This window comes from Caballeronia humi, from assembly GCF_001544475.1.
In the GTDB taxonomy this organism is placed as follows: Bacteria; Pseudomonadota; Gammaproteobacteria; order Burkholderiales; family Burkholderiaceae; genus Caballeronia; species Caballeronia humi.
The window spans coordinates 1-17,704 of sequence record NZ_FCNW02000040.1; the positions used below are offsets into that span (position 1 = coordinate 1).

General features: G+C 63.8%; 17 protein-coding genes and 1 riboswitch. Of the genes, 2 read left to right on the forward strand and 15 right to left on the reverse strand.

Annotation, left to right across the window (positions count from 1 at the left end; genetic code table 11):
• The first annotated feature begins 217 nt into the window (after positions 1-217).
• Together AWB65_RS25990 and AWB65_RS25995 are read left to right on the forward strand one after the other, a co-directional pair.
• Entirely contained in the window at positions 218-1,159 is a 942-nt protein-coding gene (locus tag AWB65_RS25990; RefSeq protein ID WP_087669896.1) for a hypothetical protein, read from the forward strand.
• 140 nt (positions 1,160-1,299) lie between these two features.
• The gene (locus tag AWB65_RS25995; protein ID WP_087669897.1) at positions 1,300-1,803 is read left to right on the forward strand and encodes a hypothetical protein; all 504 of its coding nucleotides are present in this window, start codon (positions 1,300-1,302) and stop codon (positions 1,801-1,803) included.
• Positions 1,804-1,806: 3 nt separating this feature from the next.
• Here AWB65_RS25995 and AWB65_RS26000 read toward each other — a convergent pair whose 3' ends face one another.
• The 15 genes from AWB65_RS26000 to AWB65_RS26070 all read right to left on the reverse strand — a co-directional run bounded on the left by AWB65_RS26000 (position 1,807) and on the right by AWB65_RS26070 (position 17,542).
• Complete coding sequence (locus AWB65_RS26000; protein ID WP_087669934.1) at positions 1,807-3,255, reverse strand: heavy metal sensor histidine kinase; 1,449 nt, start codon at positions 3,253-3,255, stop codon at positions 1,807-1,809.
• Positions 3,252-3,956, reverse strand: coding sequence for a heavy metal response regulator transcription factor (locus AWB65_RS26005; protein WP_087669898.1), 705 nt, complete (start codon positions 3,954-3,956; stop codon positions 3,252-3,254). Before AWB65_RS26005 ends, AWB65_RS26000 begins: the two co-directional genes overlap by 4 nt.
• Before the next feature lie 245 nt (positions 3,957-4,201).
• On the reverse strand, positions 4,202-4,492 hold the full coding sequence (locus tag AWB65_RS26010) for a DUF4148 domain-containing protein (RefSeq protein ID WP_087669899.1): 291 nt from the start codon (positions 4,490-4,492) through the stop codon (positions 4,202-4,204).
• Between the two features lie 143 nt (positions 4,493-4,635).
• Positions 4,636-6,447 carry an allophanate hydrolase gene (gene atzF / locus AWB65_RS26015; RefSeq protein WP_087669900.1) on the reverse strand — a complete coding sequence of 604 codons (1,812 nt, stop codon included), beginning with the start codon at positions 6,445-6,447 and terminating at the stop codon, positions 4,636-4,638.
• 9 nt (positions 6,448-6,456) lie between these two features.
• Positions 6,457-10,056, reverse strand: a complete 3,600-nt coding sequence (uca, locus tag AWB65_RS26020) for an urea carboxylase (RefSeq protein WP_087669901.1) — start codon at positions 10,054-10,056, stop codon at positions 6,457-6,459.
• Positions 10,057-10,223: 167 nt separating this feature from the next.
• Positions 10,224-10,865 (reverse strand): urea amidolyase associated protein UAAP2, encoded by a 642-nt coding sequence (locus AWB65_RS26025; protein ID WP_087669902.1) that lies wholly within the window; start codon positions 10,863-10,865, stop codon positions 10,224-10,226.
• A gap of 14 nt (positions 10,866-10,879) precedes the next feature.
• A complete protein-coding gene (locus AWB65_RS26030; RefSeq protein WP_087669903.1) occupies positions 10,880-11,584 on the reverse strand; it encodes an urea amidolyase associated protein UAAP1 in 705 nt (234 codons plus the stop codon).
• 13 nt (positions 11,585-11,597) lie between these two features.
• On the reverse strand, positions 11,598-12,389 hold the full coding sequence (locus tag AWB65_RS26035) for an ABC transporter ATP-binding protein (RefSeq protein WP_087669904.1): 792 nt from the start codon (positions 12,387-12,389) through the stop codon (positions 11,598-11,600).
• A complete protein-coding gene (locus AWB65_RS26040; RefSeq protein ID WP_087654924.1) occupies positions 12,386-13,201 on the reverse strand; it encodes an ABC transporter permease in 816 nt (271 codons plus the stop codon). The genes AWB65_RS26035 and AWB65_RS26040 overlap by 4 nt, the downstream gene beginning before the upstream one ends.
• Before the next feature lie 36 nt (positions 13,202-13,237).
• Positions 13,238-14,314 carry a putative urea ABC transporter substrate-binding protein gene (locus tag AWB65_RS26045; RefSeq protein ID WP_087669935.1) on the reverse strand — a complete coding sequence of 359 codons (1,077 nt, stop codon included), beginning with the start codon at positions 14,312-14,314 and terminating at the stop codon, positions 13,238-13,240.
• Between the two features lie 61 nt (positions 14,315-14,375).
• A riboswitch (guanidine-I (ykkC/yxkD leader) is annotated at positions 14,376-14,491 on the reverse strand.
• Positions 14,492-14,649: 158 nt separating this feature from the next.
• Positions 14,650-15,519: an anti-sigma factor family protein gene (locus tag AWB65_RS26050; protein WP_087669905.1), complete on the reverse strand. Its 870-nt coding sequence runs from the start codon at positions 15,517-15,519 to the stop codon at positions 14,650-14,652.
• Complete coding sequence (locus AWB65_RS26055) at positions 15,516-16,034, reverse strand: RNA polymerase sigma factor (protein ID WP_087669906.1); 519 nt, start codon at positions 16,032-16,034, stop codon at positions 15,516-15,518. The genes AWB65_RS26050 and AWB65_RS26055 overlap by 4 nt, the downstream gene beginning before the upstream one ends.
• Positions 16,035-16,089: 55 nt before the next feature.
• Positions 16,090-16,767, reverse strand: a complete 678-nt coding sequence (locus AWB65_RS26060; RefSeq protein WP_125474199.1) for an anti-sigma factor family protein — start codon at positions 16,765-16,767, stop codon at positions 16,090-16,092.
• Between the two features lie 90 nt (positions 16,768-16,857).
• Entirely contained in the window at positions 16,858-17,175 is a 318-nt protein-coding gene (locus AWB65_RS26065) for a DUF4148 domain-containing protein (protein WP_087669908.1), read from the reverse strand.
• Positions 17,176-17,218: 43 nt separating this feature from the next.
• Positions 17,219-17,542 carry a DUF4148 domain-containing protein gene (locus AWB65_RS26070; RefSeq protein WP_087669909.1) on the reverse strand — a complete coding sequence of 108 codons (324 nt, stop codon included), beginning with the start codon at positions 17,540-17,542 and terminating at the stop codon, positions 17,219-17,221.
• Positions 17,543-17,704: the final 162 nt, after the last annotated feature.

A 17,704-nucleotide genomic window follows, 5' to 3' on the forward strand; every position in this document is an offset into this window, starting at 1 on the left:
ATCGGCAATCGGCGGCTCGGGCGCGGATGCAGCAGCCAATGCCTGGAGCAAGCTGGGCGGCGGCTGGCGCTAAAGCCCTCGTTTTTCGATGTAAAGAGGCGGCGCCCGGTCCGTTATTCGTCGACCTGGCTCCGCCTCGCCGCAAAACCATAAAAATTCAAACCGTTTCAAGGGATCGCCCTTTGCGTCGCGTTCCCCTTCCTTCCGGAGAAGCATCATGACCAAGACCACATTGCAACTCGCATGCGCCGTACTGTTTTGCATCGGACATGCCGCGCACGCGGATACTACTGCCAACTCGTCGTCGGGATCGACGTCCGGCTCTTCGTCGGTCGGTATCGGCCAGGGCGGCGGATCGAGCCTGAACAACATCGGGACCTCGGCCAACTCGTCGGCGAGCACGAATTCGGCTTCGTCTTCGGTGGGCGGCATCGGTAGCGCCAACGCACAGGGCGGATCGTCGAACGTGAACGTCTCCGTGACGATGCCCGCGATGACCGCTTCGAACGGCACCTCGGGTTCGGGCACGGGTACCACGGGTTCGACGGGAAGCACGCCCGACGCCACTACGAAGGCCACCACGCCGGGATCGAGCCCCTACGATACGCGCGCCACCGTCGACTACAACCAGAGCTCGTACTCGGTGCGCACGACGCCGTCGATCGCGGCGCCCTCGCTCACGACGACGCTGTCCGACACCTGCATGGGCTCGGCGAGCTTCGGCATTTCGGTGACGGGTTTCGGCGCGACCGGCGGCACGACGATGGTCGATCAGGCTTGCGTACGCCGCCTCGATGCACGCGAATTCCGCGCGATGGGCCTGACCGACGTAGCGCTCGCCCTCCTGTGCCAGAGCGATTCGAATCGACGCGCCGTGGAGGCGACCGGCCACCTGTGCCCGGGAACGACGGCACCGCTCGCGAAGACGGGCGATGGCGCAACGCTCTCGGATGACGAAAAATATCGTGATCCGATCGTGCGCGCGCGCCTCGGCCTGCCGGTGACGGCGGCGAACGATCCGGCGGTGCAGATGAAGTCGCAGCGCGCGCCTGAAGTGAAGAAGGACCAGGCTCCGGCACGCCCGCTGCAAAGCGAAGTGGCCGAAGTGAAGACGATCCCGGTCGAAGACCGCAAGATCGAAGTCTCGCTCGTCAAGTAAGACGTGAGACGCTTGTCAGGCGCAATGACAACATGCGTCGCGGAGATGAGGCGCCGTATTAGAGCTTCTCTCCAATTTTAGGGTTGGTCGTTGTTGCTGGACCGGAAAGCCAACCCTCGTTTTCAAATCGAGGCATCCGTATGAAGAGTCGTCCGATGCTCATGCTGCTTGCGCTGATGGCTGCGGCGGGCGTGAATGCACAGACCGCGCCGACAGGTCCGGTCTTGTGGGCGGCGAGCCCCGCAGGCCAGCAGCCGATGCCGGGTGCGCCGCCGCTCACGCTGCTGCCGTCTTCGAGCGGAGCAGTCCCGCTCAGAACCGGCGATGGCGGCAAGTGCCTGCTCGTCTCGCGGCGTGGCACGCAGATCGTCGCGGTGGAATTGTCGCCGGTCGTGAACGGGCCGAAGCTCGTCGGCTGGGCGCCGAAGCAGATCGACATGAACACGCTGACTTCGAAGTGGGGCTATCAGCCGCCGCAGGCTAGTAGCGCTGTCAGCGCGTTTGGTAATCCGGTAACGAAGTCCATTGCGGAGACGTCGAGTTCGAGCGCGGAATCGTCGGCGACGGTGACCGTCAACGGCAAGACGTATCGACGTTTCACGCAGTTCAAGGACACAGCCGCGGATGAGTTTTTCTGCGAGTAAGGCCTAGCCGACCGATCGTTGACGCATGTCGCCACCGATCGTCGCGGCCTGTGCAGGAGAAGCCGGCGGCGCGGCCGTCCTTTGTTCGTTGCCGTAACGCGCCACCGAAAAAGCGAACGTGTTGACGCCCTGCGCGCTGCTCGCCGACACCGTTCCGCGATGCATTTCCGCGACCGCCTTCACGATCGCGAGCCCGAGCCCGTGATTCTCGCGGCTGTTGGTGCGCGAACTTTCCGCGCGATAGAAACGGTCGAACAGATGATCGAGCATCGCGGGCTGGATCGGTTCGCCGGGATTGGCCACCGCGATGCTGATGCGCCCGCGTTCGCGCCCGATCGATACCGATATCGTCGCGCCGCGCGCGCAATGCTGGATTGCGTTCATCACGAGATTGATGAGCGCGCGTCCGAAGAGCGACGTGTTCACGAATGCGCGCGCATCGCCGGTCGATACCGCGTGCACCTGCGCCTCTTCCAGCGGTATCTCCAGGAACTCCAGCGTGCGCGTCACTTCCGCCGCCAGCGACACTTCGACGAGACCCGTCGCGCGCTCGCCCTGATCGGCGCGCGCGAGGAACAGCATGTCGTTGATGATCGCACGCACGCGCTCGAACTCTTCGAGATTCGATTGCAGCGTGTGGCGCAATTCGTCGATCGAGCGGTCGCGGGTCAAGGCCACTTCCGTCTGTCCGATGAGGATGGTCACCGGCGTGCGCAACTCGTGCGCGACATCAGCGTTGAACGATTCGAGCCGCGCGTAGGCACTATCGAGCCGTTCGAGCGCGCCATTGAACGACTTTGCAAGGTCCTCCAGCTCATACGGCAACGAGCGCGTGCTCAGGCGCTGCGAGCGGTTGTTGGGACTGACGTTCGATGCATCCTTCGTCAGCCGTGTAAGCGGCGCGAGTCCGATCTTCGCGACCGAATAGCTCAGCAGCAGCACGGTGATCGTGCCGAGCGCGGTCAAAGCCGCGAGCGCGAAGCCGAAGACGCGCATCGTGCGCACGTTCGGCGAGCAGTCGATCGCGACCTGAAGCTGCAACGGCGGACGCTCGCCGTTCGCGGGGATAGTGACCGCGGTCATCAGCATGTCGTACGCGCGGCCGTTCGGGCGCAACCGCACGTAGCCGCCCGGCACGCGTTTCTCGATGCTGCCCGCGAGCAGCGTGCCGTAGGTGAAGCGCGCATCGTCGCTCGATGCGGCGAAGAGGGTCGAGCCGTCGCGTGGCGTGATGTCCGCGAGCTTCTCCTTCGCCATCTTCCACTTGTCCGGTGTGGACGCGTGCAGCACGATCAGCCGCGCAATCTCGGCGCGCGTATCGAGCGATTCCCGCAAATGATTCTCCAGTTGCGCGCGCAGTACGAGAAAGAGCCCCGTGCCCACCATCGTGAACACGAACAGCGCCACGACTGCGAACATCGCGGCGAGGCGCCGTGAGATGGAATGCTTCACCATGCCCTCGGCTCTTCACGCATCTCGCGCGTTTCGCGCACTTCGAGCACGTAGCCCATGCCGCGCACGGTGTGCAGCAGCTTGGTGCGAAACGGGCCGTCGAGCTTGGCGCGCAGCCGCTTGATCGCGGTCTCGACGACGTTCGTATGGCTTTCGAAATCGACTTCCCAGACGAGTTCGGTGATCGCGGTCTTCGAGAGGATGTCGCCGTGGCGGCGCGCGAGCACGCTCAGCAACTGGAATTCCTTCGCGGTCAGGTCGAGCCGCGATCCGTCGCGCGTGGCGCGCCGGCCGATCAGGTCGACATAGAGATCGCCGACGGAGATCAGCGTCGATTCCTGAGCGCGCGTACGGCGTGCCAAAGCATGCAGGCGCTCGACGAGTTCAAGGAAGGAGAAAGGCTTCGTGAGATAGTCGTCGGCGCCTTCGCGCAGGCCGCGCACGCGATCGTTGATGTGGTCGCGTGCGGTAAGCATGATGACAGGTGTCGATTTTTGCGCGCGCAGCGCCTTGAGCACGGCGAAGCCGTCGCGCTTGGGCAGCATGACGTCGAGCACGATCACGTCGTAGTCGTACTCGGTAGCGAGATGCGTGCCTTCTTCGCCATCAAGCGCGATATCGACGACCCAGCCCTGCTCGGTTAAACCCGAGCGCAGGTAATCGACCACCTTGTGTTCGTCTTCGACGATCAGGACTTTCATGCGGGCGCCTCGTTGCGTGCTGTCCGTAATAACTATACGAGCGTTGCGGCTCGCGTGCTCGCAAGGGACGCGTCTAAAGGATCGCGCTTGAAAGGGAACGGTCGTTCGAGATTGTGCGTGACCCGTGACGCGGGCAAACCAGACTGCATGGTAGAGGGTCGGCACCAACGGCTTGATGGCGCGAAAATGGCGGGACGGTCAGTTTTCAGGTGCGGCCTTGGAGGCCGCCCTGAAGCTCCATTGCCTTACTGCGATACACCCTGAGCAGCCGGCCCCGCACCCGATGTACCTTCCACCGACGGCCCATAACTCATCGCGCCCGGCTTCACCGTTTCGCCAGCCTGGACCTTCGCTTCGGCCGCCTGCAGGTTGTTTGGATAGTACGGGTCACGTTCCGACGGGTCGTACCCGGCTTGTTCGAGCTTGACCAGTTCCCCGCGGACCTGCGCGCGCGTCACGGGTTCGTTGGACTGCGCGAACGAAAGCATCGGTGAGACGGCTAAAGCGATGACTGCAACGCGGATCAATGTCTTCATGATGGACTCCTCGACGGATGGGGAAACGTGCGCGTCGCGCGATGTTTGGAAGTGAGCGCGACTGCGTGGCTTCAGTGTATTTCCTCGACCGTGACGAGATGCTGGCGATGAGATGGCATCGCGGTCATATGAAGTAACTGCATTCAACTTCCTTTCGATTCGGCGAGCCACGCACGCCAGCCGCCGAAGCGCGTGATGTTCGTAGCGCCATCGAGGCCGATGCCTTCGCAAACGAAGCCCGTCTGCCAGCTTCCATCGGCGAGTTGCACTTTGCCGAGCGCGAGCGGCGCGGGGATGCCGGCAAGGAACGATCCAAGCTCGATACTCGGCAGCTCCCACACTTCGACGTCGATCGCAGCGCCATCCTGAGCGACGCGCTCCATGCCCGGGCGAAGGGTCTCGCCCGCATTCGCAGCGAGTGCATGCAAGCGATAATGCGGCGCGCTCGTCGTCTTTTCGACAAGGCTCGCACCGCGCGAGCGCAACTGTCCGTTGAGCGGCAAGCCATCGAGATGCGCGCCGCACACGACGAGCCGCACGCGATCATTGCGTGCGTTTCTGGTCGACGCCTCGGCGACCAGCGTCGCGCCACCGACGAGCGGCAACGCGAACGATCGCTGCAACGTATCGGCGACGCTCAGCAGATATTGATCCGTGAACGCGCGACCGAACACAGTGACGCCCCACGGCAGCCCGTTCTTCATGAACGCGGTTGGCGTCGCAACAGCGGCGTAGTCGAGCAGGTTCATGAAGTTCGTGTAATAGCCGAGCAGCGAATTGGGTCCGATCGGATCGCGTGCGAGTTCATCGAGCGTGACCGGGCGCGGATAGCTCGGTGTCAGGACGAAGTCGAGTCGATCGAGCGTTGCATCGCAGATTTTCTTCAACGCCTGCAAGCGGTACTGCGCGCGAAACGCATCGACGGCGGTGGTCCCCGGTGCCTTTGCCAGCACGTCGCGGATCACGGGCAACACGGCATCCGGGTTCGCCTCCATCAATTCGCCCGCGACGCTGTAGCGCTCGGCGACCCACGGTCCTTCGTAAAGTAGCTTCGCCGCTTCGACGAACGGCGCGAAGTCGATCTCGACGGCGGTCCCGCCCGCCGCTTCGAGTGCCGCGCGCGCTTCTGCAAAAAGCGTGGGACTCTCGCTGCAACCCGCGAATTCGAGCGTCGAAGGCACGCCGAAGCGGAACGGGCTTAGCGTGCCGAACGCGCCTGCATCGTTGAATAGCGGATTTGCGCGGCTATAAGGGTCGCGCGGATCTTCCTTTGCGGTAAGTGCGAACAGCTCGCCCGCTTCGCTCGCGGTCGCGGTGAAGAAGGTGACGCAATCGAGCGTGCGGCATGCGGGCACGACGCCCGCTGTCGAGAGCAGGCCCTTCGTCGCCTTCAGGCCGACGAGGTTGTTCAAACCGGCAGGCACGCGACCGGAGCCGGCGGTATCGGTCCCAAGCGCGAAGCTCGCGACGCCGAGCGCCACGCTCAATGCACTCCCCGCGCTCGATCCGCCCGACGGGTAATCCGGATGCACGCTGTTGCGGCACTTGCCATAGGGCGAGCGCGTGCCGTTCAGGCCCGTCGCGAACTGATCGAGATTGGTTTTGCCGATTGGCACGGCGCCGAGCGCGATCAACTGCGCCACGAGCGTGGCCGATTCGTCGGGCGTATAGGCGAACGCGGGACATGCGGCCGTCGTCGGCACACCGGCGAGATCGATGTTGTCCTTGATGGCGAAGGGCACGCCGTAGAGCGGCAGCGAATCGATGTCGCGTCCTTCGAGCGCGTCGAGGTAGGGTGCAATCTCTGCGTCGTCGAGCAGATGGATGAAGAGATTGAACTCGGGGTTCAGCGCGGCCGCCTTCGCACGCAACTCGCCGATGAGCTTCGCGGGCGTGGTGTCCTTCGCGCGATAGGCGGCGCGCAACGTGGAGAGACGCAGATCGAATGAGGGCATGTATTTTCCTTAGATGCTATCGATGACGGCAACACGCTGTCCCGCCTTGACGGGCGCGCCAGGTACGACATGCACGTCGCTCACGGTGCCCGCGCACGGCGCGCAAACGGATATTTCCATCTTCATCGATTCGATGATGACGAGCACGTCGCCAGCCGCTACGCGTTCGCCCGGCTTCACGCGTACTTGCCACAGATTGCCGGCGATTTCGCTATCGACGGCAGTTTGGCCGTCTTCGAGCGGTGCAAAATCGGTCTCGGCGGCGACGGGCTCCTCGATCTCCACTTGCGCTTGTCCCGCTTCACGCCAGCGTTCGCGCTCCGCCTGAAACGCGGCTTGCTGGCGCGTACGGAACTTATCGATGCCAGCAGCTTCGCGTTCCAGAAACGCTTCGTAATCGGCGAGAGACAGCTCTGTCTCCTCGATCTTCAGCGGATAGCGACCCAGCGGAAAATCCGCGCGGATACGCAGCAATTCATCGGCCGGGACTTCGTAGAAGCGTATCTGGTCAAAGAAGCGCAGGAGGTAGGGACGGCCCGCGAAATCGGCGGTCGCGCGATACCGGTTCCACATCTGCAGCGTGCGACCGACGAACTGGTATCCGCCCGGGCCTTCCATGCCGTACACGCACAGATAAGCCCCGCCGATGCCGACCGAGTTCTCCGCCGTCCACGTGCGTGCCGGGTTGTACTTTGTCGTGACCAGCCGATGGCGCGGATCGAGGGGCGTCGCGACCGGCGCGCCGAGATAAACGTCGCCGAGACCCATCACGAGATAGCTTGCATCGAAGACGATACGCTTCACGGCATCGATCGAATCGAGGTCGTTGATGCGGCGGATGAACTCGAGATTGCTTGGGCACCACGGCGCATCCTTGCGCACGGTCGTCATGTACTTGTCGATCGCGAGACGGCACGCCGGATCGTCCCACGATAGCGGCAGATGCACGATCCGCGACGGCGCGCGCAAGTCCTTTTGCAGCAGCACGCTTTGCCACGCGCGTTCGACGGTATCGAGCAATTGCGAGAGCGGCAGGCGCTCCGGTTGATAGTGCAGTTGCAGCGAACGAATGCCGGGCGTGAGGTCGATCAGGCCAGGCAGTGCAAGCGCTTCGAGCGACTGCATCAGCGCATGGCCGCGAAAGCGCAGCACGAGATCGAGTTCGGCGGGGCCCAGTTCGAGCAGCAGATGCGTATCGCCAGAGAGTCGCGCAACCAGACGATCATGATCCGCGCCGATGTCGAGCACGATCGGCGACGCGAGCGTGCCGCGCTTCGCATGAGTCAACGCGGGCTGCGCTTCGAGCGTATCGATTTCGCGAAGTCGCGCGGCTGCCGCACTGCGTGCTTCATCGATGCGCACCGGAACGAAGCGCACCTTGTCGCCCGCCTTCAGTTGCCCGATTTGCCACAGGTCAGCTTCGATGATCGTCACCGGGCACACGAAGCCACCGAGGCTCGGGCCGTCGGGTCCGAGAATCACCGGCATGTCGCCGGTGAAATCGATCGCGCCGACCGCATACGGGTTGTCGTGAATGTTCGACGGATGCAAGCCCGCTTCGCCGCCGTCCTCGCGTGTCCATTCGGGCTTCGGACCGATCAGGCGCACACCGGTGCGGCTCGAATTGAAGTGAATCTCCCACTCTGTATCCAGGAACCGCTCGATATAGCGCTCGCTGAAATACTCGGGCGCGCCATGCGGGCCGTAGATCACGCGCAGCGTGCGAACGTGTTCGAGCGTGGGCGAGAAGGGCAGCGTCTCGCCTGCTTGCCTATTGTCGAGCGGCGCGAGATGCAGCACGTCGCCTGCGCGCAACGCGCGTCCGCCATGCCCGCCGAACTGGCCGAGCGTGAATGTGCTGCGGCTGCCGAGATACAGTGCGACATCCAACCCGCCTCGCACGCACAGATAGGCGCGTGCGCCCGCGCCGCGAATCGTGCCGAGCGCGAGCGTCGAACCGGCGGCGATGAAAACGGTCGTGTTCATCGGCCGCTCGTTGCCGTCGATCGTAATTGTGAGCGTCGCGCCCGTGATCGCGATCACGGCGTCCGTGTTGAAGCGCAGCGTCGGGCCGCTCATCGTGATTTCGAGCGCGGCGGCGTCGGTGGCGTTGTTCAGCAGGCGATTGCCGAGACGCAACGCGCGGTCGTCCATCGGACCCGAGGGCGGGATACCGACGGCCCAATAGCCGAGCCGGCCCGGATAATCCTGCACCGTGGTTTGCGTGCCGCCGCTCACGATCTCCACCGTATCCGCACGATAGCGCAGGCCTTCGAGGCAACGCGTCCACGGTTCGCCGGAAGCGAACGGCGTGTCGTCGATGATCTGGCGCAGGTATTCGCGATTCGTCTCGACGCCGTAGATGCGCGTCGCCTGCAACGCGCGGTTTAGCGCGTGCCGGGCCTCGTCGCGCGTCGGCGACCACGCAATCACTTTCGCGAGCATCGGGTCGAAGTAGGGCGGCACTTCGCAACCGGCTTCGATCCACGTATCGATGCGCAGCGCGCGACCATCGGCTGCGGGGAACGACACGTCGGTCAGCAAGCCGGGGCTCGGCTTGAAGTCACGGCCCGGGTCTTCGGCGTAGAGGCGCGCCTGTATCGCATGGCCGCGCGGCTTCAGCGTCGCGGCGAGTTCATCGAGCGGCGCGAGCGTGCCGGCCGCAAGCTCGATCATCCAGCGCACGAGATCGACGCCCCAGACCTGCTCGGTCACGCCATGCTCCACCTGAAGCCGCGTGTTCACCTCCAGAAAATAGAACCGCTCCGCGCCGCTGTCATAGACGAATTCAACCGTTCCCGCCGACCGGTAATCGACCGCTCTCGCAAGCCGCAGCGCCGCTTCGCAGAGCGCGTCCGGCATACCGTCGGGCAGCGAGGGTGCAGGCGTCTCTTCGAGCACTTTCTGGTTGCGCCGCTGCACCGAACAGTCGCGCACGCCGAGCGCGATTGCGTTGCCCCGGCCGTCACCGAACACCTGCACTTCGAGATGCCGCGCACGCTCGATGTACTTTTCGATGAAGACACCCGCGTCGCTGAAGTTGTTCTGTCCGAGGCGCTTCACCACGTCGAATTGCGCGGCGAGTTCGTCCGCGTTCCAGCACACGCGCATGCCGATACCGCCGCCGCCCGCTGTGCTTTTGAGCATGACGGGGTAGCCGATCCGCACGGCCGATTGCAACGCGGCATCGACGTCATTGAGCAAGCCGGTGCCTTCGAGCATCGGCACGCCTTGCTCCGCGGCGATCGCGCGGGCCGTGTGCTTCAGGCCGAAGGCGCGCAGTTGCGCGGGGGTCGGCCCGATGAACGCGATGCCGGCCGCTTCGCACGCCTCGCCGAAGTCCGCGTTCTCCGAGAGGAAGCCGTAGCCCGGATGAATCGCCTGCACGTTGTCGCGCCGCGCGATCGCGAGGATCTTCGCGACATCGAGATACGTCGCGGACGCAGGCCCTTCGCCAAGCGAATGCGCAACGGGCGCCTCGCTCACGTGGCGGCTCGCGAGGTCGGCTTCGCTGTACACCGCGATACCCGTGACGTCGAGTTCGCGCAGGGTGCGAAGGATGCGGCACGCAATGGCACCGCGATTGGCAATCAGGACTTTCTCGAACATGAGAGGTGACTGGATGCGTGGGCGGGCCGTCCCGCCACGTGAGGGATGCATGCCGGGGTCGTCCCCGGCAAAATGGCTTCAGTGCTTCTTCAACTCATCGCGCGTGCGTATGAAAAGGCGGCCCGATCGAACGAGCAGCACCTGATAAAGCCATGCGCGCGCCCGTGTCAGTCCCATATCAGCAGTTCGGCGGGCGTCGGGTTGTACGCGTTACACGGATTGTTCAACTGCGGGCAGTTCGAAATCAGGACGATCACGTCCATCTCCGCGCGCAACTCGACATACTTGCCGGGCGCCGAGATGCCGTCTTCGAACGTAAGTCCGCCTTCGGCCGTGACGGGCACGTTCATGAAGAAGTTGATGTTCGGGCTGAGGTCGCGTTTGGCGAGGCGGCCGTCGTGCGCGCACGCTCGCAGGAAGTTGTCGCGGCAGCTATGCATGTAGCGTTTTTCAAGCGCATAGCGCACCGTGTTGCTCTCCTGCGCGCACGCGCCGCCGAGCGTGTCGTGGCGCCCGCACGTATCCGCGACGATCGTCAGCATCGGATTGCCGAGGTTCGAATACAGCACGGTGCCGGTCGTCAGATAGAGGCTCTTCTGGCGACGCAGCGTGCGTTGCGGGTCGAATCGCTCGCGCGGGTTGTCGAGGCTGTAGAAGAGCGTATCGACGGCCTGATTGCCTTCGACATCGCGAATGCGCAGCGTCTGTCCCGCTTTCACTTCCTTGAGCCACGGTTCGCCAGCGGCGAGCGTCTCACGATGAATGGCGTCTTCGGGTTTCCGGTCGCTGGCGGTGAGGAATGTCGTCATGTTCGGGTCTCCGCTCAAAGAAAGAAGCGATCGGTGTTGATGAAGCCGCGCACGTTTTCATCGCATGACGTGCGGCAGATTTCGGCCACGCTGCTGTCGGCTGCATTGACCGCGAGCTTCACGGGCTTCGGCGCGTACTCGGGATTCGGGTCGAGCGGATGCTGGATCGCGGTGAGCACGACGAGCGTATTCATCGGCGCATAGAGCTCGACGTAGTCGCCCGCCTTCGAATTGCCGCTGACGAAAGCGAGTGCGCCTGCATCGGTCACGTCGACGCGGCTGAAGAAATTGAGCGTCATCAGAAGATCGGAAAGGCCGAGATTCCATTTGCCGAGTTCGACGAGCAGGTTGTCCGTGCCATTGCGATGAAACGCGTTGCGCAGTTCCTGATAGCGGCCCGCGCCGTACTTCTCGCTGACCTCATCCGCATTCGAGACCCCGCCGATGCTGTCGTGCCAGCCGCACGTATCCGCGACGATCGCGGCGAGCACGCGCCCCATGTCGGAATAGAGGCAGTGGCCGGCGGTGAGCTTCGCCGTGTGCTGGCACTTGAGCGAGTCGGGCAGGTTCAGGCGTTCGCTTTTTTCCGTCGCGTTGAACAGCATGACGCTGACGTTCGCGCCGCCGTGCACGTCGGTCACGCGCAGCGACTGGCCGCGCTTCACGATCAGCGATGCATGTCCGCCGCCGGGAGCGTTCTCTTCGAATAGCAGTTCCATGTCTTGTCCTCTTTTAAGCCGCGATCACGTCGGCGCGCACGGCACCTTCCACGGCGGCACGCGCCACGTGGATCGACGACGCCGCATCGCGGCTGTGATCGAGCGGAATGTTGTAAGTGATGCGCGCGCCATAGGCGCCGGGCGCCTGCGGGTCGACACGCACTTTGTCGAACACGAGCACGCGGCTGCCGAGCGTGAAGCCTTCTTTCAGATCGTGCGTGACCATGAAGATCGTCAGGCCCGATTCGCGCCAGAGCTTCAGCAGCAGTTCGTGCATGTCCTTCCGGATACCCGGATCGAGTGCGCCGAACGGTTCGTCGAGCAACAGAATGCGCGGCTTCATCATCAGCGCCTGCGCGATCGCGAGACGCTGCTGCATGCCGCCCGACAACTGATGCGGATACTTGTCGAGCGCGGCGGCGAGCCCCACGCGCTCCAGCATCGACACCGCTTCATCCTGCGCGGCGCGACGACGCGAACCGAACAGCCGCCCGGTGAGCTTCGCCTGTGGCAGTTCGAGCCCGAGCATCACGTTGCGCATCACGCTCAAATGCTCGAACACCGAATAACGCTGAAAGACCACACCGCGATGCGCATCCGGTTCGCCCGGCAGCGGCTTGCCGTCGAGCAGGATTTCGCCGCGCGTCACGCGTTCCTGTCCGAGCAACAGCCGCAGAAACGTGGACTTGCCACAACCCGACGCACCGACCATCGAGCAGAATTCGCCTTCGTCTATTGTCAGATTGAGCCGTTCCAGCACGACCTGATCGCTGTATTCCTTCCACACATTGCGAACTTCGATCATCGCGCGCCTCCGCCGTACCAGGGAAAGGCCCACTGCGTGAGGCGGCGCAGGCTTTCGTCGATGAGCCAGGCGAGCAGTGTGATCCACGCGACGTAAGGCAGGATCACGTCCATCGCGAGGTAGCGGCGCACGAGGAAGATGCGATAGCCGAGGCCATCGACCGATGCGATCGCTTCCGCCGCGATGAGAAAGAGCCACGCCGAACAGAGCGCGAGACGCAAGGCGACGAGCAGGCGCGGCATCAACTGCGGCACGATCACGCGCAGCATCAGCGTCCAGCTCGTGGCGCCGAGCGTTTGCGCCTTCACCCACAGTTCGTTCGGGATCTCGCGCGCGCGTTGCTGCAAGTCGCGGATCATCATCGGCGTGATGCCGATCACGATCAGCACGACCTTCGAGAGTTCATCCAGACCGAACACGATGAAGAGAATCGGCAGCACCGCGAGCGGCGGGATCATCGAGACGACCGTGATGAACGGCGAGAACGTCGCGGTGACGAGCGGAATGCTGCCCGTCACGATGCCCGCGACGAGCGCAATGACCGCGCTCACCACGAGTCCGATGCCGAGGCGCTTCAGACTCGCGGCGGTATCGGCCCATAGCAGGTACTGGCCGGTGCGCTTGTCCTCCGTGAAGGCGAACTGGTGGATCGCGTCGCTCATTTGCGTGGCGCTCGGCAGCACCTTGTCGTCGGGGTTGTCCTTCAGACGCAGCGAAGAACTGGTGAAGTACACCGCCACCAGAACGATGAACGGCATCAAAAGCAGCATCAGTGCGCCGCTCTTGCTCGGGTGTCGGTTGATGAGTCGCATCGTGCGGCCTCTCCTCGTGGATCGTGGATCTTGGAGTCAGAGCTTGCCGTCGGCGGCCATGCGCACATAGGTCGGATCGAAGCGCAGCTTGACGTTGCTCTTGCTGCCGATCACGACGCCGTTATCGAAGGCCATGCCGACCGCGTCCGCGCTCGGCGCGCCTTGCCCAAGCAGGCCGTGGTCGAACGAGAACCTGGCGACGCGCGTCATCGTGCGCGGCAGGTTCGGGCTCGTCGCGAAGTCGAGCGCAGCCTTCGGCGTGTTAAAGAGCGCCGTGGTCGAGAGCTGGCCCTTGAAGCCCGCGAGATCGGTGCCCGAGGCCTTCGCCATCGCATTCATCGCGGCCGTGCTGTTCGCGCTCGACGCGTTCATCAGCGCGACCATCTCGAACCATGCGCCGGTCAGTGCCTTGCCGAGTGCGGGGTTATCCTGCAGAGTCTTCGTGTTGACGACCATCATGTCCATGATTTCGCCGGGGATTTTGCTCGAATCGAAGACTTCGGTGACGTTCGGCTGCGCCTTCAGGTCGGCGAGCATCGGGTTCCAGGTGACGGCCTGCTTGACCGTGGGCGTCGCGAACGCGGCGGCGATGTCGGCGTCCGACGTGTTGACCACCTTGAGATCGCGCTCGCTCATGCCTGCCGATTCCAGTGCGCGTGCAAGCAGGTAATGCGACACGGAGAACTGCACGAGGTTGATCTGCTGGCCCTTGAGATCGGCGACTTTCTTGGCTTTACCTTTGATGAGCACGCCGTCGTTGCCGTTGGAGTAGTCGCTGACGATGAGCGCGGTCGAATCGACGCCGCCTGCGGCCGGAATCGTCAGCGCATCCATGTTGGTCATCGCGCAGCCGTCGAACTTGCCGGCGGTGTACTGATTGATCGATTCGATGTAGTCGTTGAGCTGCACGACATCCACGTTGATGCCGTACTTCTTTGCCCACTTGCTGACGATACCCTGTGTTTTCGCTTCGCCCCACGGCATCCAGCCCGCGTAGATGGTCCAGCAGACCTTGAAGTCCTGACGGCCGGCGGCCAAAGCGGAAGAGGAGGATGACGCGAACGCAGCGAGGGAGAGTGCGGCGATGCCGAGAAGGCGGGAGAGCTTGCGCATGAGGTTGACCTCGAAGGGGCGGTTATCGACGGCAGGAGCGGCGCGACACATCGATCGCGTTCTCTCCCGGGCTTTTATCCCGCCGTGTAACCTCGAGCACCTTTGAGGTCGACAACTCTCGGACCAGCATCCGTCGCATTCGACATGCGGCGAACCGGAACCCTAGTCGTCCATTTCCAGATTGTCTTTGCAAACCGGGTGATGCGCCGGCTCCTTGCCCAGCTTCTATAGCGATAAGCGTGCCATGCGCTGCGGCCTTGTATTAGCGGGCTTTAACCGCAGGTTGTGCACGAACTTGATGCATGACGCGCAGCACGCGGCACGATCACGCCCTCTCAGGGTGCAGATTTTTGTGCGTTCCGCGCGGTCAGTTGCTCATAGACATCGTGTGAGACATCGAGCAGAACCTTGCGGTCGATCGCGCCCGATACGGCGTAGCCGAAGTCGCCATCGACCCAATAGAACACATTAACCGAGCCGTCCTGAAAGAGCTTGAACGCCGTGACGTCGCGGCTCACCTTGCGATGCGACACGTTGAGCGTGATGCGCTCGCCGTTTGCATCGTGATACATGAACTGCGCGATGGGGCCATCCTCGCCAGGCAGGAGGCGCCCGCCCATGAGGCTGAAGCCGACGCGTGTGAGGATCGGCGCGTGGACGTCGGTGCCGAGGCGGCTGGAGAGCCACTTCACGAGTTCCTGTTCATGGTCGGCGCCGACTTCCACGGGACGCGTGACCATCGGCGCATACGTGACGTATGCAATCGCCGACTGTCGCGCGAATGATTCTTCCTTGCTAGCGCTCACATGCCGGGCGGGCATATCGCCGGCGCTCGTGAGCAGCATGTCGCGCGCGGGCTGGCTCGTCATCCCGCCCACGCCGATACCGATCCCCACGACGAGCGCCGCCGCGAGCCCCGCGAATTGCGGCCAGTTCGCCGCCGACAGCCAGCTTTTCTTCGCGACCGGCGCGGGCGCAGGTGCAGGCTCCGGCGGCATCAGCCGCTGCGGCACGGGTTCGAGCAGCACGCGGTCGTAGCGGTCGTGCAGCATGTTGTTGAGCGCGAAGTAGTCGCTGATGCGGCTTGCGAGCGCGTTGTCAGTTTCGAGCAGGCGGTCCAGCTCTGCGCGCCGGTGTTCGGCGAGCGCCCCGTCCACGTAGGCGTGGATTTCTTCTTCGCTGATGGGAGTGTGTTGTTCGTTCATCGCACCACCTTCAATTTCGCACCGGGCTGCGTGCCGGCCATCAGCGTGCGCAAGCGTTCGCGTCCGCGCGACAGACGCGACATCACGGTCCCGAGCGGTATGTCGAGCGCGAGCGCCACCTCCGCGTAACTCATTTCTTCCAGACCGACGAGCAGCACGACCTGCCGCTGCTCGACCGGCAGGCGCTGCAACGCATAGTCGAGGTCGCGCACTTCGAGCGACTGCGACTGCGTGCCCGCGACGGCGAATTCGCTCTCCGGCAAGGCGTCGTCGTCGACGGAGACGTGGACGGCCCGCGCCCCTGCGCGGCTCACCTGGTTCGCGAAGACGTTGTGCATGATCGTGAAAAGCCATGCGCGCAGGTCGGTTCCTGACTGGAACTTGTCGGTGTTGCGCAGCGCGCGTTCGAGCGTGTCCTGCACGAGGTCGTCGGCAAGATCGCGGTTGTGGATCAGCGCACGCGCATAACGGCGCAGGCGCGGCGCGTGATCCATGAGCTGGTCCCGGACACTCATCGGCGTTCCTTGCATCGAACACGTTCGGCGGGCAGAGGTGGTCTCCTCGCGGTGTTCATCGATGTGATTGTCTTTCGGTCAGCAGGTCGGCTGCGCGCATCAGGCCGTGCGTCCCCGCATGGCCGCCGACGATCATGCGAACGCCCCCCGCGGACGTCCATTCGAAGAGCCGCGCGCCGCCGATTCTACTCGCGCTCCATTGCGTGCGCACGGCAGCGGCATGACCGCGCATCGACAGCAGCACCAGCCGCTCCTGCCGTGCGTTGCGGTAGGTGATCGCGTCGGCCGTCGAGAAGGCGCCGAGCGTTACCGTGTGCACGCCGACCGCGCGGAAACCCGCTGCGGAAAGATCGGGCGTATCGGCAGGGGCGGGCGTGAACGGCGTGTCGATCATCAGCGCTTCCATCGTCGCGCGTTCCAGCGCTTCGTCGGGCACGCGCACGGTCGCGAAAAGGGTCGCGAGAATCAGCGCGAGGCACGCAATGATCGCGACGGCGAGCGGCACGCGATCGCGCATCGGCGGACGGCGCAGGGTGAACTCGATGCCCGAGGCGTCCGCCGTGTCGAAGATAGACTGCATCTGCACGTTGAGCCGCCCGTAGAACGCGAGGCGCCGCGCCTCGTCGGGCCGCCGCGCCAGATAAGAGCGCACGCGCGCGGCGCGCTCGGGCGCGAGCAGGCCGTCGGCGTAGGCCTGCATGTCCGCTTCGGAAACCTGCGAGGTGGAGTTCACGGTCGTTGATCGAAAAAGGGGCTCAATAGCACTAACAGTGTTACGCCGTCATTTATTCCGCGTGCCTCGACATTTTTTTGAGGCCGGCGGTCACTGTCCGAAGAAAGTCGCGCGCGGGCCGGTTTTATCGGCATCGGCGCGAGTGCCGGACGCCGAGGAACCCGGCGCGGCGGCGCCGTAAGCGCTTTGCCCCGCGTTCGGAGCAGCGGCGATCCGCGCTTCGGCGGCCTGTAATTGCTCGGGATAGTGCGCGTCCTCGCCGCCGACCGAATAACCGGCTTTTTCGAGTTGAGCCAGTTCGGCTTTCACCTGGGCGCGCGTGAGCGGCGCGTCGGTTGGCGTCGCCGCGAATGCCGGCGCGGCGAGGAGGGACACGACTGCTGCTGCGGCTGACAAAAAGGTTTTCATGGCAAGTCTCCGGTCGATGGATGGATGTGACGCGTGGCCGGGTTCAGGAACCCGAGTAGATATTGCAGAAACTCACGGGGCCGACGCATTGCCCCGTCATGCTCCTTTGGGCGCTCATGCTCGAACCCGCGGATGCACCGCCGTATGCGTTGTTGTCGGCGGTCGTGCGGTGCGTTACCTGGTTCTGATAGATCGGGCTGACATCGGGGTACGACGCATCGGTGACGAGACGCGATCCGTTCTGTTCAGCCTTGATCAGTTGCGCACGCACTTCGGCGCGGGTGAGACCTTGCGACGAGCTTTGAGCGAACGCGCCCGACGACACGATCAGCGCGGCGGACAGTGCAACGATTTGAATGGATTTCATCTTCGACTCCTTCGAAATTTAACGGGTTGGTACCTGGGATAACCTGGGACGTGACCGATCTATTCCCGCTGCCGGGAAGATTTTTCGAATGAGTAAATCGATGTGAAATCGATGGAATAAAAGCGCTGCGCGCGATGTTTGCATATTCGGCGATGAGCCCCG

Excerpts from the sequence above, each read along its gene's own strand:
- AWB65_RS25990 (WP_087669896.1), top strand. The coding sequence starts at position 218 with ATGACCAAGACCACATTGCAACTCGCATGCGCCGTACTGTTTTGCATC.
- AWB65_RS25995 (WP_087669897.1), top strand. The coding sequence starts at position 1,300 with ATGAAGAGTCGTCCGATGCTCATGCTGCTTGCGCTGATGGCTGCGGCG.
- AWB65_RS26005 (WP_087669898.1), bottom strand. The coding sequence starts at position 3,956 with ATGAAAGTCCTGATCGTCGAAGACGAACACAAGGTGGTCGATTACCTG.
- AWB65_RS26010 (WP_087669899.1), bottom strand. The coding sequence starts at position 4,492 with ATGAAGACATTGATCCGCGTTGCAGTCATCGCTTTAGCCGTCTCACCG.
- atzF (WP_087669900.1), bottom strand. The coding sequence starts at position 6,447 with ATGCCCTCATTCGATCTGCGTCTCTCCACGTTGCGCGCCGCCTATCGC.
- uca (WP_087669901.1), bottom strand. The coding sequence starts at position 10,056 with ATGTTCGAGAAAGTCCTGATTGCCAATCGCGGTGCCATTGCGTGCCGC.
- AWB65_RS26025 (WP_087669902.1), bottom strand. The coding sequence starts at position 10,865 with ATGACGACATTCCTCACCGCCAGCGACCGGAAACCCGAAGACGCCATT.
- AWB65_RS26030 (WP_087669903.1), bottom strand. The coding sequence starts at position 11,584 with ATGGAACTGCTATTCGAAGAGAACGCTCCCGGCGGCGGACATGCATCG.
- AWB65_RS26035 (WP_087669904.1), bottom strand. The coding sequence starts at position 12,389 with ATGATCGAAGTTCGCAATGTGTGGAAGGAATACAGCGATCAGGTCGTG.
- AWB65_RS26040 (WP_087654924.1), bottom strand. The coding sequence starts at position 13,201 with ATGCGACTCATCAACCGACACCCGAGCAAGAGCGGCGCACTGATGCTG.
- AWB65_RS26045 (WP_087669935.1), bottom strand. The coding sequence starts at position 14,314 with ATGCGCAAGCTCTCCCGCCTTCTCGGCATCGCCGCACTCTCCCTCGCT.
- AWB65_RS26050 (WP_087669905.1), bottom strand. The coding sequence starts at position 15,519 with ATGAACGAACAACACACTCCCATCAGCGAAGAAGAAATCCACGCCTAC.
- AWB65_RS26055 (WP_087669906.1), bottom strand. The coding sequence starts at position 16,034 with ATGAGTGTCCGGGACCAGCTCATGGATCACGCGCCGCGCCTGCGCCGT.
- AWB65_RS26065 (WP_087669908.1), bottom strand. The coding sequence starts at position 17,175 with ATGAAAACCTTTTTGTCAGCCGCAGCAGCAGTCGTGTCCCTCCTCGCC.
- AWB65_RS26070 (WP_087669909.1), bottom strand. The coding sequence starts at position 17,542 with ATGAAATCCATTCAAATCGTTGCACTGTCCGCCGCGCTGATCGTGTCG.